At 41.0% G+C, this 14,499-nt stretch carries 17 protein-coding genes, 1 pseudogene and 1 other annotated feature; of the genes and pseudogenes, 15 read left to right on the top strand and 3 right to left on the bottom strand.

Annotation, left to right across the window (positions count from 1 at the left end; all coding sequences use genetic code 11):
* Nucleotides 1–399 precede the first annotated feature (399 nt).
* From QME45_09080 to QME45_09055, 6 genes and pseudogenes are all read left to right on the top strand, one after another.
* Nucleotides 400–915 carry a hypothetical protein gene (locus QME45_09080; protein ID MDI6618809.1) on the top strand — a complete coding sequence of 172 codons (516 nt, stop codon included), beginning with the start codon at nt 400–402 and terminating at the stop codon, nt 913–915.
* Nucleotides 912–1,421: a DUF2247 family protein gene (locus tag QME45_09075; GenBank protein MDI6618808.1), complete on the top strand. Its 510-nt coding sequence runs from the start codon at nt 912–914 to the stop codon at nt 1,419–1,421. The genes QME45_09080 and QME45_09075 overlap by 4 nt, the downstream gene beginning before the upstream one ends.
* 885 nt (nt 1,422–2,306) lie before the next feature.
* Nucleotides 2,307–2,681: pseudogene (locus tag QME45_09070) on the top strand (transposase).
* A gap of 376 nt (nt 2,682–3,057) precedes the next feature.
* A complete protein-coding gene (locus tag QME45_09065; GenBank protein ID MDI6618807.1) occupies nt 3,058–3,450 on the top strand; it encodes a hypothetical protein in 393 nt (130 codons plus the stop codon).
* 727 nt (nt 3,451–4,177) lie between these two features.
* Nucleotides 4,178–4,747 (top strand): transposase, encoded by a 570-nt coding sequence (locus tag QME45_09060; protein MDI6618806.1) that lies wholly within the window; start codon nt 4,178–4,180, stop codon nt 4,745–4,747.
* A gap of 441 nt (nt 4,748–5,188) precedes the next feature.
* Nucleotides 5,189–5,512 carry a hypothetical protein gene (locus QME45_09055; protein ID MDI6618805.1) on the top strand — a complete coding sequence of 108 codons (324 nt, stop codon included), beginning with the start codon at nt 5,189–5,191 and terminating at the stop codon, nt 5,510–5,512.
* A 201-nt stretch (nt 5,513–5,713) separates the two neighbouring features.
* Here the strand turns inward: QME45_09055 and QME45_09050 are convergent, their stop codons facing one another.
* Both QME45_09050 and QME45_09045 read right to left on the bottom strand, forming a co-directional pair.
* Nucleotides 5,714–5,995 carry a type II toxin-antitoxin system YafQ family toxin gene (locus tag QME45_09050; GenBank protein ID MDI6618804.1) on the bottom strand — a complete coding sequence of 94 codons (282 nt, stop codon included), beginning with the start codon at nt 5,993–5,995 and terminating at the stop codon, nt 5,714–5,716.
* The gene (locus QME45_09045) at nt 5,992–6,270 is read right to left on the bottom strand and encodes a type II toxin-antitoxin system RelB/DinJ family antitoxin (GenBank protein ID MDI6618803.1); all 279 of its coding nucleotides are present in this window, start codon (nt 6,268–6,270) and stop codon (nt 5,992–5,994) included. The genes QME45_09050 and QME45_09045 overlap by 4 nt, the downstream gene beginning before the upstream one ends.
* Before the next feature lie 298 nt (nt 6,271–6,568).
* Here QME45_09045 and QME45_09040 point away from each other — a divergent pair, with 298 nt between their 5' ends.
* The 9 genes from QME45_09040 (at nt 6,569) to QME45_09000 (ending at nt 13,910) form a co-directional block, all read left to right on the top strand.
* On the top strand, nt 6,569–6,757 hold the full coding sequence (locus tag QME45_09040; protein MDI6618802.1) for a hypothetical protein: 189 nt from the start codon (nt 6,569–6,571) through the stop codon (nt 6,755–6,757).
* 51 nt (nt 6,758–6,808) lie between these two features.
* Nucleotides 6,809–7,012: a transposon-encoded TnpW family protein gene (locus QME45_09035; protein ID MDI6618801.1), complete on the top strand. Its 204-nt coding sequence runs from the start codon at nt 6,809–6,811 to the stop codon at nt 7,010–7,012.
* Nucleotides 6,993–7,388 (top strand): hypothetical protein, encoded by a 396-nt coding sequence (locus tag QME45_09030; GenBank protein ID MDI6618800.1) that lies wholly within the window; start codon nt 6,993–6,995, stop codon nt 7,386–7,388. Before QME45_09035 ends, QME45_09030 begins: the two co-directional genes overlap by 20 nt.
* Before the next feature lie 196 nt (nt 7,389–7,584).
* Nucleotides 7,585–8,040 carry a hypothetical protein gene (locus QME45_09025; protein ID MDI6618799.1) on the top strand — a complete coding sequence of 152 codons (456 nt, stop codon included), beginning with the start codon at nt 7,585–7,587 and terminating at the stop codon, nt 8,038–8,040.
* Between the two features lie 237 nt (nt 8,041–8,277).
* Nucleotides 8,278–8,622, top strand: coding sequence for a hypothetical protein (locus QME45_09020; GenBank protein MDI6618798.1), 345 nt, complete (start codon nt 8,278–8,280; stop codon nt 8,620–8,622).
* A gap of 93 nt (nt 8,623–8,715) precedes the next feature.
* Entirely contained in the window at nt 8,716–9,555 is an 840-nt protein-coding gene (locus tag QME45_09015) for a C39 family peptidase (GenBank protein MDI6618797.1), read from the top strand.
* A 46-nt stretch (nt 9,556–9,601) separates the two neighbouring features.
* Nucleotides 9,602–9,818, top strand: a binding site (T-box leader).
* 54 nt (nt 9,819–9,872) lie between these two features.
* A complete protein-coding gene (locus tag QME45_09010) occupies nt 9,873–10,073 on the top strand; it encodes a hypothetical protein (protein ID MDI6618796.1) in 201 nt (66 codons plus the stop codon).
* A 12-nt stretch (nt 10,074–10,085) separates the two neighbouring features.
* The gene (locus tag QME45_09005) at nt 10,086–12,737 is read left to right on the top strand and encodes a valine--tRNA ligase (protein ID MDI6618795.1); all 2,652 of its coding nucleotides are present in this window, start codon (nt 10,086–10,088) and stop codon (nt 12,735–12,737) included.
* A gap of 213 nt (nt 12,738–12,950) precedes the next feature.
* Nucleotides 12,951–13,910, top strand: a complete 960-nt coding sequence (locus QME45_09000; protein ID MDI6618794.1) for a beta-propeller fold lactonase family protein — start codon at nt 12,951–12,953, stop codon at nt 13,908–13,910.
* On the opposite strand, the gene QME45_08995 is transcribed toward QME45_09000, so the two are convergent.
* Complete coding sequence (locus QME45_08995; protein MDI6618793.1) at nt 13,900–14,424, bottom strand: DUF4364 family protein; 525 nt, start codon at nt 14,422–14,424, stop codon at nt 13,900–13,902. The genes QME45_09000 and QME45_08995 overlap by 11 nt on opposite strands.
* Nucleotides 14,425–14,499 lie beyond the last annotated feature (75 nt).

The raw sequence follows: 14,499 nt of genomic DNA, 5'->3' as shown, positions 1-14,499 counted from the left end.
CGGTTCTATGAGAGGAAAAACTCGGGATTAGCTATCCCGAGTTTACCTACTCACTATGCTGTACGCCACGCATGGTGCGTAACTTGAAGGTGAAAGTCTGTTATTGGGGCTGGCAGTTACCAACCATTAGCCAAAGCGCAAGGGGGTCCTCTGTGAAGAAGAATCTGAAGGAAGCATGATGAGGAAAGTTCCGATCCGAGGGACATGAATTATATCAGGCGGATACTGTGGGACAAGTTTGCAACTCAAAGTAAAGTCAATAAACTGCACGGACGCAGTATATGTAAATATGGCGGGTACAAGGAATGAAGGTTACGTGTCTTACCATGGAGGTTTCACGGACACAAGAGAAGCATTTTCAAACTGTAGTTGAAACAAGATTTATCGTGAGCGGTAACGTTGGGTTCCGGAGGGACAGCCGCATCCATGGGAATATCGGATGTATTGGAAGGCGTGCAGGATATATGTTATGGCTCTACAGGCAGCGAGACTGCATCGACTAATCTGATAAGGGATTATGTCTATCAAGGTAACTATGACGTATATTATCTTACCGAGATAGGGTCTGTAATGGTTGCATTGCAGGGTATGGCCATACTGGGGAATGTGCCTAAAAGTGAGGGTGCGGGTAAGAGTGCAAATATCACAAATGATGTTTTAAAGGCTCCAAGAGCAGGAAGTGCACTAAAGATAGATGATTATCATGCATTTAACAATATTGTTGATAATTATGCTGGGCTAGCTACAAAAACATCAATCAATAACGGAACATTGTATCAACTTGAAGGCTCATTGAATGGAGTACAAGGTAGATTTGAATGGATTATAGATAGTGCTGGCCAGTATGCAGGTCAAGTATCTCATAGGTACTTTGTTTCTGGCGGTACTTTGAATGGGGTGCCAATAAAGCCATGAAAATAGAAGACTTTACTAATATGAATATTAAAATAACATGGACGTTAATATTGATTTGTTTTAACAGCAATAGACTATTAAGAAATTCTGAGTATGAGCGAACATTTATTTCTGCCAACGAAGTAATAAACTATGCGGTTGGATTCTTGGAATGCACTGAAAATGATGATGTTGTTTCATTGGCTATACTCAGAAGCGGTGAGGAAGAAGATATCCTCAATATCTTAAAAAGGCTCTCAGAATCAGAAAATGGAGATTATAGTTTAGAATTTAGGAAATTTAGGGCCATGTATATTTATGAGAATTTGCCATCTAGGAGTGATGACTTTATGCATGGAATTTTAAAGATCAGCGAGTTATGGGATAAATTTGGATTTCCAGAAGATTCGCCTAATATATATTTTGAATTCAAAGATTATTCTCAAGAGAACTTTAATAAACTGTTGGATATTCATAATTCATGGCTGAAATCCGAATTTGAGTTCCTTCGAAATGAGAGTCAGTAACACTTAATCGGTTCCTTGATAAATCGAGGTCAGCAACAACCCCGCCATGCTCCTAAGCAAATGCGGATTTCCACAAGTTATAACCCCGATGACGACTCCACCGCTACAAATTCGACCCCGAAGAGAATCGTCCACCACCCCGCATTGCGGGGCGGTGTGAGCCGGAGCGGGGAAGCTCTGCGACCCCGCTCCTTTAACCTGCTTGGTTTTCGACCCCTAGATCCACCATGGCTCAGGCTGATTATTTGGGATGATATTTGGGCTTTTGTTTCTCCCGCAAAAGGCGGCCAACTTCGTTTTCAAAGTTGCCGAAGGTAGTTTACCCTACCCCTGCTGCCAAAAGCGGACACAGGGGCATACAATCGCTCACGTTGCCGATACATAAATCGCAGTTGCTGGTGCATCAGATATAAATGGCAAATACGCAGCTTCTGTAGAGTGCCGGTAACGAACATATAAATCGGCTTGCACGTCATGGTTCATGGTGAACCATGGATTTACAGTAAATCTTCTTTATGGTAAAATTTGCGCCAGAGGGGGGTATAAGGGGGTACGAAAAACCTCCGTTTTTTCTTTTTTCTGCAGTTGACAGTTTTGATACAAAACGCAGAAATGACTTGCAATCCGTTTCAGACAGAGTTAACATCACACACCAAAGCAAATAACCTGTTTGAAACTGAGAGTCTTGCGGTAGATAGGCTGTCGCGCCCTTGCCCGTTCTGAGAACGAAGGCTATCATCTGAGGTTGCCGGTACTCGGGCTTTATGTGGATGGCAGGACAAAAGAAGGGATGATATGCAGAGAAGAGAAAATTACCTCTATGTCGGTATGGACTTACATAAAGATACCCATACCGCTGTTCTGGTGAATTGCTGGAACGAAAAGCTGATTGCCGAAATCGGGGATATACGCCGTTTTCCCAGTGCTGATAAATTGGCCCGTTATGCAGGAATTGCACCCATCAAGTTCCGTTCCGGCGGCAAAGGCAAGGAGCAAAGCTCAAAGCAAGGTAACGGTGAGCTGCACGGATTATTTTATTTTCTGGCGGTATTCATGGTCACGGTTCCCAAGACAGGAAAGCCGAATCAGCCTATATTTTACGCTTATTATCAGCGTAAAATCAGCGAGGGCAAAACCAAATCTCAGGCGTTGGTCTGTATTATGCGCCGATTAATAAACATTGTTTACGGGATGATGAAGAATAAGACGGAGCGTCGCCCTTTTGTGGCTGAGGATCATGCCGCAGAAAAACAGGAATGATTGTTACAGCACAGCATGAAATTGTCCTTTAATTTTTAAAAGTGATACGGATTCTCACCCTTGATCTGAGATATATCTTCTTCCACCTGAGGGCGCGGGTAAGAATGTTGATCCAAACAAGCTTAATCATATTTTCAACAACTCTGAGCATAATTTTGACAGCTTCCTAAAAAAATATGGTGGAGATCAAACCAAAGCATTTAATGCTTTGGAAAACGCAACACAAAAATATGCAAATTCAAATAACATTACTGGTAATTTTAAAGACATTGTTGTAAACGTTAATGGTACAAATATTACAGTCAGAGGAACAGTAATAGACGGGCAAGTCAAAATTGGCACCGCCTTTATACCTTAAGAGAGGAGATGCTGAATTATGATAAACGAAAACTTTGAAAAAAAACTGATGGAAATGTTATTAGCTGGCGACGAAAAGACGTTGAATCTGCTAAGAGAGCAGTATACTGTAGCAAAAGTGGTATCAATAGAACGCTCTGACGTTGGTTTCTTTATCCACTTCTCACTCAAAGGTAGAGATGATTTAAGTATTAATAATAAGTCATTTCAGATAGGTGATGTTGATGGAAATATTAACGGAATAACTGGAGCTGTAGGGTTTATCCTTTACGTTAAAAATGGTTTTATTTCGATGCTCGAAGGGTATACGAATGCAGTAGACAAATGGCCTAAGTCTGATCACGAAATTGTGCTTACCTATGATTCAGGCAATGAAAGAGATTTAGAACGGTTAAAAAGAAAATGGTTATAGGGGTTAGCAATGACCCCGATATGATCCTTGACAAATATGGGATTCGGCATAGCACAACTCCGATTGCGACCCCAACACCGCAAATCCGACCCCGATAGGTTTTGCCTTTCAGCCCGCATTGCGGGCTGATGTAGATTGCGCCGGGGAGGGCTTTGACCCCGCTCCTTTAACCTGCATGGTTTTCGACCCCATGGTTCACCCTGTGATTGAGGGGATGAACACGTTTTGGGGCTGCATTTTGAAGGGAAAGGTTCTATCGCAGAAAGCCGCCAAATCCGGTTTCATTTTTGCCGAAGGGGCAAACACCTTATGGCGGTAACTAAAACGCTACACAGCGGCACACGGTGGCTTACGGCATTAAGCATTTGAGCGTCGGATAACGAGTGTATTTATGAAAATGTAACATGTAGCTTCTGTAGAGTGCCGGTAACGAACATGTAAACTGGCTTGCACCCCATGGTTCATGGTGAACCATGGATTTACAGGAAATCTGTTCTGTGGTAAAATTTGTGCCAGAGGGGGGTATAAGGGGGTACGAAAAACCTCCGTTTTTTCTTTTTTCTGTAGTTGACAGTTTTGATACAAAACGCAGAAATGACTTGCAATCCGTTTCAGACAGAGTTAACATCACACACCAAAGCAAATAACCTGTTTGAAACTGAGAGTCTTGCGGTAGATAGGCTGTCGCGCCCTTGCCCGTTCTGAGAACGAAGGCTATCATCTGAGGTTGCCGGTACTCTGGGCTTTATGTGGATGGCAGGATAAAAGAAGGGATGATATGCAGAGAAGAGAAAATTACCTCTATGTCGGTATGGATTTGCACAAGGACACCCATACCGCCGTTCTGGTGAATTGCTGGAATGAAAAATTAGACGTAATCGTGATTGAAAACAAGCCCAGCGAGTTTAATAAGCTGGCAAAACGGGTAAACAAGAAAGCCTTAGCGTTGGGACTGTCCCCGATTTACGGCCTGGAAAACGCTTATGGCTACGGCAGAAGCCTTGCGGTATGGCTCATTGAAAAAGGATATATCGTGAAGGACGTAAATCCTTCACTGGCTTATTACCAGCGCAAAAGTGCGCCCATGATGAAGAAAAACGATGAGCATGACGCTTATTGCGTGGCGACAGTGCTGATCAACCAGCTTCACACCCTTCCCGACGCAAAGTCGGAGGACAGCCATTGGAAGCTGTCACAGCTTGTCAACCGTCGGGACACCCTTGTCGCTGAAAAATGTCTTACACCATCAGGTGTCGGTGTTATACTAAAGTTACAGCAAATTCTTCAGTACCATTGACTGAAGGCAAGATTTGTACTTCTGGAAGACATACACTTGAAAGGAAAAACTGCAGAGGAATTAACGGCAGAACTAAAAGCTGCCCCTTGAACTTTACCATCGGTATGGATATTAATAGAGACCTTAAAAAGTTTGAAATTTAGAAGTTTCACAGCAGTTATAGTCACCTAAAGATGCACTCGCCTTTAACCTGTATGATTTTTAACCATATAGTTCACTCTGTCATTCACAGGTAGTACGTTATTCGTATAGCAGAACTTTAATGGGTAAAAAATCTTTCACATATAATTATGACATAAGGGGAAGCGTGACGAACATCATAAATCCCGAAGGCACGGTGGTAAAGGGTTACGACGTGGAAACCCATACGAGCCGTGGACATCACACCTTTACAGCTACTGCGACGGCAACCCCACAAGCATGACGGACCCTACCGGTCATATGAAGATGCTTGTAGGGAATGGTGAAGGAGGGGGTATAAGCAGATATGTTCCGCAAAGCTCACCTGCACCTAAACCCGCCAACAGGGGTAAAATAACAAATTCACAAGTAAAGCGGAAGCTTGCCAAACTCAATGAGCGCATTTCCATGTGGAAGCAATATTCCGAAAACAAAGCCGTCCACAAACGTTTTTCCGGTATTAAGCCGGGTATGCGGGATACCTTCTCAGAGAAGCATCGCGCTGAACTGGTTTTGTTCGATGCAGCCGCTAAGCATTTTGATGATCTGAAAGCATCCGGCGAAGTTATTGATCCTAAAAAATGACGGGTCGAGGCTGACCGCCTTACCTCCCGCAAAAACGAGCTTTACCGGCAAATGCGGGCCATGCGCGAGGACATCAAAGCCGTGGGAAAAATACGCAAAACCTCCGATCAGTTTGCCAAGGCCGAATCCCGGCGGGATCGGGAGTATGACCGCTGACAGGCAAGCAAAACGCCGCACAGGCTTCCCCGGTACGGCGTCGCTTCATTTCCCAAACAGATCGCTGTGGGTTCCGGTACGCGCCAGTGTCAGCACAAGAATATCATTCTCCACACGGTACACAAGCAGCCAGTCGCTTTGAATATGACATTCCCGATGTCCTATCCAATTACCAGATAGCGCATGGTCGCGGTTCGTTTCTGAAAGCGGCTCGCCCTTGGCAAGCAGGCGAATGATATTGTCCAACAGATCGATGCTTTGCCCGCGTTTCATCTCCAGCTTGTAGTCTTTCTTAAATTGGGATGTCCAAACAATATCCAATTTCATTTTTTAAGTTCCCTCAACGCTTCCTCTACATCGCTGTAGCGTTTTGCGTTGGGGTCGCGGGCAATGCGCTCAGCTTCCTGCATGGCGGCGATGGTAACGGCATTCGGCGTGTTGAGCGTCACATCAAACGGAAAACCGCCCGACCGAAGCGACTGCCTCAAAAATACGTTAATGGCCGTTGTGAGATTCATGCCAAGCTCTCCATAAAGCGCCTCGCACTGTTTTTTGATGTCGCTGTCCATACGGACACTGAAATTTGTTGTATTAGCCACAATAATCAACTCCTTTGCAATTCATTGCATATATATTATATGCTGTTTGCATTGCATTATCAACTCTTTAGCTAAAATATTTATTTTCAAAGGATGTGAGAATATAACCACTGAAAAAAGCCCCGGAATGATACTGAGACACGACAATTCCTATCCATCCATCCTATCCCGGCTTTCCGATACGACTGCCTCCCGCAAGGAGCCTTACAGGGGCAAAATTCTCCAGAATTGACACCGGGGAGCTACACAAAATCCGCCTATCGGTTCATGTCACCGTGAGCGGCGGAAAGGAGCAGTTTCCATGCCAAGAATGAGTAAAAAACGAAAACTGGAATGGGCCTTGTTTCTCAACCATCGAAACCGGATTACATACAATTTACTGTGCCGGAAATGCGTCCACGGCTGCAAGCAGAGTTTTCGGGCAGTGGTTGTGGAATGTCCGCTCTATGAATCCAAACGCGCAAAAAGAAAAGACCGTAACACAATATGAGCCTTTCATCCTGCGGATGGAGGGCATTTTCTTTTGAGAAGGGAGTTGTCCATGAACAATAAAAACGCCGCCGCTATTACTTCAGCCGATAGGAAACAGCCGCTACTACCCGCGCAGAGGGATGTGCGTCCTGCGCTTGTGAAGAAGATCGGCAAAACCACCTACCAGGTGACGATTAATTTTAGTGCCACCAGCAGCGAAACCATGAGCGATAAAATCATGCGGATGCTGCGCAATGAGATACAGCAAATGTGAACCGTATGATAAACTGTGTGTATGTGGTAGAGAAAACATATCACAGAATTATTCTAAAAAGGAAATGTTTATCATGCTGACATTCGAAAAGGTGCTGGAGGTTTTCAGCGATTTCCTTTCGCATGACGAGGAATGCAAAGTGGTAACGAGCAAGCGAGGTTATGTTGTATTGGATTGTGGGAGCGCGGCCAACAATTGGAGCCTTACTGCCGAGCCTTGCGAAACGCCGGAGGATATGCTGGAAGAACTGTTATCCACTTATGGCTTGGAACTGGAAGTGCGGATTACCGGTGGTCGGCGTGATCTCACAGTACAGGAGGCCGCCGAGATTAAAGATAAATGCGAACAAATGCGGGAGAAATGCAAATCATGCTGAAAATGGACTTCAAATAGGTAAGCAAAATCCATTTGGAGCCACAGAGTCGCCAATGTATAGAGTGGAATTTGATATGGATGCAGTAAGTTACAGTTATGGTGGTAATGTTGAAGGTGGTACTGGAATAGAACTTATTACAAAGCAGCCTATACCTGTTGATTTTAGTAAAATATTTAGATTAAAGTAGGTGAGAGAGTTGAGCGTATTTCCAGATATTATCAATATTATAATTTGTGAGAATTATACAGGGAATCCAATTCCAAATATTGCAACAAAAATTAGACTTTTCGCTAATCGAAAAAATGATTATAATTTTATATTACCACTCTCCGATGAAACAGGTAATATTACGGTGACCAAAGATTGGTTAAAAGAGGAAATAAAAAAAGAACAAGCACTTTTTATAATGGATTACCAATCAGGACTTGATGATTGTAAATCACAAATTGAAATTTCAGTTTTAGATATAGAATCTTTATCAAGAGCTATAAATGCAATGTATATTTATCAAGAGTATACTGGAATCACTGATACCGAAATAAAAAGATATAAGGAATCCCAAAATTCAAGATTTTTTTCTTGGGCTAATATTATTAAGTTAAATGATAATTCAAAACTTGATATCAATATTTATTTGAAATCAAGATACTAAGAAGATTAATTGAATTTGATGATTTATAGCTATTAGCTTAGTCCTTTAGGTTTTGATTTTATGGATTCTAGTTCGTTGAGTTTTCAGTTAATGAAGCGATAGATCATTTGGTATATCAGTGCATGGCAGGGATTATATAAAGGACACCTGCATAATAGAGTTGTTTAATCTATGTATTGGTAGCAACCCTATAAGCATGATAGACTTTACAGAGAATCTTTGAATGTCAGCACTTGAATGGATGTGGCAACGTTGGGTTCCGGAGGGACAGCCGCATCCATGGGAATATCAGATGTATTGGAAGGTGTGCAGGATATATGTCATGGTTTTACAGGCAGCGGGACTGCATCGACTAATCTGATAAGGGATTATGTCTATCAAGGTAACTATGACGTATATTATTTTACCGAGATAGGGTCAGTAATGGTTGCATTGCAGGATATGGCCATACTGGGGAATGTGCCTAAAAGTGAGGGCGCAGGGAAGGTTAATAAAGAAACATCTCTTAATACAAATCCATTTAATAATAAAACAGCAAAAGTTATGTACTATATACGCATGGGAATGAATTTCGGTATATAATAAATACATAATCGGTTATAGATAATATTACAACTGACAAAATCGGATTTACTGTTCTCTATATGTATTTATTTGAAACGAGGTGATATTATAGTGAAGAAAAAACCGATTATACCTATGGTAATAGGTATAATCGCGATTACACTGGCCATAAACTACAGGAGTATATTGATTCAGGGCCAGAGTCAAGATATAAAGAAACAAAATGATAATACAAACATATCATCGGATGATAAGGAAAAGAATGATAATAATGAGAATAGGGAGAAGAATGAAGCAAATACTTTTTCCGCCGATCCATCTGATGAATTGCCGACTCAGCCTCCTCTAAATAAAAGCAGTTTGCTTGACGTGCCGGTTATTAAGCAAAATCCAGGATTGTACAATGGATGCGAGGTCACAAGTTTAGCCATGCTCCTTAAATATAAGGGGATTGCCAAGTCCGATAAAATGACTCTCGCGAGGCTAGTAAAAAAGGACAGTACTCCTCTTGTTCGCGATAAGTCTGGGAATATAATCAGATGGGGAGATCCGAATTATGGCTTTGTTGGTGATATCACAGGCAAGAAGCCTGGATACGGTGTTTATGATAAGCCTTTGCTGGAATTGCTTGAAAAATATATGCCTGGAAAATCTGTAAATTTAACAGGTAAGGGTATCGATTCATTATTTAGAAGCATACAGAATGGAAACCCTGTTGTCGTATGGGTTACGGTAAATTATAACGTTGCAAAAAAATTTGTGACATGGGAAAAGGATGGGAAGGATATCAAAGCCACTTTTTCAGAACATGCGGTTTTGCTTGTCGGCTATGACGAATGGTATTGCTATGTAAATAATCCATATAACGGTCGGAAAAACGAGCAGATTAAGAAAGAGGTATTTGAAAAGGTATGGGAATCTATGGGAAGCATGGCCATTTCTTCTACATAGCTATAAAGATGTTGACATTTTCAAAAATATGGGTATATTATAATATATAAAGGCGATGAAAAAGAGGAGTAAATCGGCTTCAGGCAAAAGAGAGAAGTGCTCGCAGGCTGGAAGGCACTTTTGAATCTAAGCCGATTGAATGTAGCTTTAAAGCTTCAGGGCTGAAATAGCAGTAGGTCCTGACGGGGGAACCGTTATCAGTTTGAGAGCCGGCATGTGCCGGAAAATAGGTGGTACCGCGATTGAAGTCTTTCGTCCTTGCAGACGAAGGGCTTTTTTATTTGCTTTAAAGGCTTTAAGTTTGAAAGGAGATAGCCATGATCGACATAGGGCTGCACTTTGAAATTTTCAGTATCTTGTCTATAATATTTCTGGTGGCGGGAGCGGTTTTAGGATATGCAAGCAGGGCCGTATTAAGCGTTTTTATTAAAAAGCCTTCTGATAAGGCAGTCCTTGCCGCAAAGCTTTCAGGACTCATATTAGTTATTGCGGGCATGCTGATTATTTTTACAAGATAAGGAGAGAGAAAAATGGATGAGAATGTTAATTTGGCTAAAAAGTATAATCCGAAGGAATTCGAGGAAAGAATTTATAAAACATGGCTTGAAAATGGATATTTTACACCACGTATAAGTCGCGATAAAAAGCCTTTTACTATTGTAATGCCTCCTCCGAATATAACGGGTCAGTTGCATTTAGGGCATGCTCTGAATGTGACTTTACAGGATATATTGATCAGGTGGAAGAGGATGGAAGGCTATTCAGCGCTATTTCTTCCGGGAGAAGATCATGCAAGCATCGCAACTGAGGTAAAAGTGGAAGAGGATTTAAGGGGAAGAGGCATTTCGAAAAAAGAGATAGGCAGAGAGGCTTTTTTGGGTTATGTCTGGGAATGGACAAAAAAATACAGGGAGAGAATAAAAAAGCAACTTCAAAAATTGGGAACTTCATGTGACTGGACAAGAGAGCGCTTTACAATGGATGAAGGATTAAACGATGCAGTGAAAACGGTTTTTGTAAATTTATATAAAAAAGGGCTTATATATCAAGGAAACAGGATAATAAACTGGTGCCCCAGATGTAAAACTGCATTGTCCGATGCAGAAGTGGAATATACCGAGCAAGCGGGGCATCTCTGGTATATAAAATATCCGATAAAGGACAGCAGCGAGTATATAACAATCGCCACGACGAGACCGGAGACCATGCTCGGCGATACTGCCGTGGCTGTAAATCCTGATGATGAGAGGTATAGGCATTTAATAGGCAAAACTGCCATGCTTCCCATAATGAACAGGGAAATACCTATTGTAGCGGATGAATATGTCGATATGGAATTTGGAACGGGATGTGTAAAAATAACCCCCGCCCATGATCCGAATGATTTTGAAGTGGGAGCAAGGCATGGTCTAAAGCAGGTAAGGGTAATGAATGACGACGGCACCATGAACAGCCTGGCTGGAAAATACCAAGGCATGGACAGATATGATGCCAGAGAAAAAATAGTTTCAGAGCTTTCAAATTTAAATCTTTTGGTGAAAATCGAGGACCATGTCCACGATGTCGGAGAATGTTACAGGTGCAAGACGACAATAGAGCCTCTGCTATCAAAACAATGGTTCGTCAAGATGAAACCTCTTGCAGAGCCGGCAATAGATGCCGTAAGGGAGGGCAAAGTAAAATTTATACCAGACAGGTTTTCAAAGATATATTATAACTGGATGGAGAACATACAGGATTGGTGCATATCGAGGCAGCTCTGGTGGGGGCACAGGATTCCCGTATGGTATTGCATGGACTGCGGAAATATAATCGTTTCAAAAAATACTCCCGGCAGATGTGATAAATGCGGCTCTTCAAATATAAAGCAGGACCCGGATGTGCTGGATACATGGTTTAGTTCAGCGCTCTGGCCTTTTTCAACATTGGGATGGCCCCAAAAAACAGAAGATCTCGATTACTTTTATAAAACGGATGTGCTCGTGACAGGATATGATATCATATTTTTCTGGGTGGCAAGAATGATTTTTTCAGGAATCGAATCGATGGGGGAAGTGCCTTTTAAATATGTTTATATAAACGGTATCGTAAGGGATTCAGAAGGAAGAAAAATGAGCAAGTCCCTGGGTAATGGCATAGATCCGTTAGATGTAATCGATAAATATGGTGCAGACGCATTAAGGTTCATGCTGATTACCGGAAACAGTCCGGGAAACGATATGAGATTCTATATGGAAAGAGTTGAGGCTGCAAGAAATTTTGCAAATAAGATATGGAATGCGTCAAGGTTTGTCATAATGAACTTGGATGAAATGAATATCGAAAAAGAAGAAGTTGAAAATAACTTAGTTATTGAAGATAAGTGGATACTCAGCAGATTTAACAGAGTGGTAAAAGAAGTTACAGAGAATCTGGATAAATTTGAACTTGGAATAGCAGCGCAGAAAATATATGATTTTTCATGGTCTGAGTTTTGTGACTGGTATATTGAAATGGTAAAGGAGAGGCTGTATAGGACGGATATAAATTCAAAAAAAGCAGCACAGTATACTCTTTTATATGTTCTTCGTGGGATTTTAAAGCTTCTTCATCCATTCATGCCTTTTATTACAGAAGAAATATATGATCACTTAACAGCAGACAATGAACCTATAATCACGTCAAAATGGCCGCAATTTCATGAATCGGCCATCGATGGTGATTCGGAGGCGAAAGTGAATGCAATAATCGATGCAATAAAGGGTATAAGGAATGTAAGGGCGGAAATGAACGTTTCGCCTTCAAGAAAGGCAAGGGTTATCATTGTAGCTCACAACGGCGTTACATTTGATGCCATGACCGAAGGAAAGAGGTTTTTTGAGAAACTTGCAAGTGCAAGCAGTATAGATGTATCAAGCACAAAGGGAAATATACCTCAAAATTCAGTAAGCGCGATAATCCAGGGAGCCGAAATCTATATGCCTCTTTCGGAGCTTATAGATATCAAAAGGGAGATAGAGAGGCTGACTAAGGAGAAGGAGAGGCTCGACGGCGAATTAAAAAGGGTCAATAATAAGCTGGGCAATGAAAAATTTTTATCAAAGGCCCCGGAAAAAATCGTTGAACAGGAAAAATCCAAAAAGATAAAATATCAGGAAATGATGAATAAAGTCCTTGAAAGGCTTAAAAACCTGAATAGTTAAGGCAGGGCAACCGTTAGCTGCTTGGAAGGGAATGGCAAGTGGAACCTTTAAGCAGCTAATGCTTTTGCTTTTATATTTAAAGCATAGATGCGTTGCAAAGGTTTGGGATCGGTATATCTTGCAACCGGATCGTACATTAGAAATGCAGTTTTATGTAACTAAATTCAAATTGTTACATAAAATATAATATAATTTATATAAAGATGGTCACATATGCGGGATATACTTTTAGTGTCTAATATGAGCGACGACTCGGTTTCCATCGTGGATTCGGAAAGTTTTGCTGAAATAAAAAGGATACATCTGAAATCAGCGCATGAAAAGTATGGCAATATCAATATGCCTTTTAAAAAGCCTTTGATAGGCCCTCATAGTTTAAAAGTCCATAAAGACAAAAGGTGCGTTTACTGTGTCAACTGTTTCGATGACAGTATATCGGTTATAAATATGGACGATTTTACATTAACGGATTCTTTTTTTGCCGGTAATCATCCCAATGATATGGTGTTTGGGAAAGATGGGGCATATATCTATGTGACTAATGCTGATTCCGATTCTGTCTGCATTATAGATTCAAATACAAAAAAAATAGCGGCCCAGATTACTGTCGGTGCAATGCCCCATGGGTTATGCATAAGTCCTGACGGCGGATATGTTTATAGTGCGGATATGGGGAGCGATAGCATATCTGTAATGGAGACTGAAACCAATTCAAAGGTTTTGTGCGTCAAAACCGGAAAATGCCCTATGGATATAATACCCTCTTTGGACGGACATTTTTTATATGTTTTAAATAGTTATATGGGGTTTGACAAAAATGGAACTGTATCGGTTATATCTACTAAAAATTTCAATGTCATAAAAAGCATAGGCGTTGGCAAGATGCCGGTCCAATTTACTGCGCTATACGATGAGCAGACATTGTATGTCTCGAATATGCTGAGCTGTGATATATATAAAATCGATCTTAACAGATTTGAAGTAAATAAAATACTCAAGCTTGAAAAATCCATAAGGGGAATAACGGTTGGAGAGGATGACACCATCTATGTAACCAATATCGATGAAGGCAGCATATCCGCCATCGATGCGGATACGGGAAAAATAAAATGCAGCTTAAAAGTCGGTAGGGAGCCTGCATCGATTGTTTACATTGGAGATGCTAATGTTTAAGGACTTTTAGAAAATCATCATAGTATTTTAAGGCATTAAGCCTCCAGGAGCGGCAGATTTTTTTGGCTTCTGCCACGGATTTTACCGATAACTTAAAATCGAATAGAGTCGACCCATTTTCAAATATACTGCAGCTTACTATAAAATTATTGTCTTTAGCCGGGAAGTAATCAGCGTTTATATCAAGCTGCTTTTTTAACAAATCAGGATACTTCTTAAAATACAACCGGACAATATCCTTTTTCTTGGTCGATATCCTGTCCTCAAAATATTGGAGTACCTTTTGACCGGAGGGAGAAATGGCAAGATATTTTTTCTTGTCTTCTATAATTGTTTTTAAAAATCCTGATGAAACAAGCTCGCTTAGATACTGCTGAAGCAAAAAATAGTTTATAAGATTGTTATCCAGAACAATCTCTATGATTTTAGCATTTGTTATCGGATTTTTTATTTTATTAAATATATACAAAAGAAGAAGCTTATTTTCGGCAAGTTCTTGTGTAATCTCATCCATAATATAATCCCCTTGAATCAATATTAACTTTTATTATCAACAAATATATATTATACTTTCAATTGTAAAGCTTGC

It is taken from the genome of Clostridiales bacterium (genome assembly GCA_030016385.1).
Classification (GTDB): domain Bacteria; phylum Bacillota; class Clostridia; order Clostridiales; family Oxobacteraceae; genus JASEJN01.
The sequence above is the reverse complement of the archived record's forward strand: the minus strand, read 5'-3'. Positions and strand labels throughout refer to the sequence as shown.

Coding starts and splice junctions, on each gene's coding strand:
- QME45_09075 (MDI6618808.1), top strand. CDS start 912: ATGAAAATAGAAGACTTTACTAATATGAATATTAAAATAACATGGACG.
- QME45_09065 (MDI6618807.1), top strand. CDS start 3,058: ATGATAAACGAAAACTTTGAAAAAAAACTGATGGAAATGTTATTAGCT.
- QME45_09055 (MDI6618805.1), top strand. CDS start 5,189: ATGAAGATGCTTGTAGGGAATGGTGAAGGAGGGGGTATAAGCAGATAT.
- QME45_09050 (MDI6618804.1), bottom strand. CDS start 5,995: ATGAAATTGGATATTGTTTGGACATCCCAATTTAAGAAAGACTACAAG.
- QME45_09040 (MDI6618802.1), top strand. CDS start 6,569: ATGCCAAGAATGAGTAAAAAACGAAAACTGGAATGGGCCTTGTTTCTC.
- QME45_09035 (MDI6618801.1), top strand. CDS start 6,809: ATGAACAATAAAAACGCCGCCGCTATTACTTCAGCCGATAGGAAACAG.
- QME45_09030 (MDI6618800.1), top strand. CDS start 6,993: ATGAGATACAGCAAATGTGAACCGTATGATAAACTGTGTGTATGTGGT.
- QME45_09020 (MDI6618798.1), top strand. CDS start 8,278: ATGGATGTGGCAACGTTGGGTTCCGGAGGGACAGCCGCATCCATGGGA.
- QME45_09010 (MDI6618796.1), top strand. CDS start 9,873: ATGATCGACATAGGGCTGCACTTTGAAATTTTCAGTATCTTGTCTATA.
- QME45_09005 (MDI6618795.1), top strand. CDS start 10,086: ATGGATGAGAATGTTAATTTGGCTAAAAAGTATAATCCGAAGGAATTC.
- QME45_09000 (MDI6618794.1), top strand. CDS start 12,951: ATGCGGGATATACTTTTAGTGTCTAATATGAGCGACGACTCGGTTTCC.
- QME45_08995 (MDI6618793.1), bottom strand. CDS start 14,424: ATGGATGAGATTACACAAGAACTTGCCGAAAATAAGCTTCTTCTTTTG.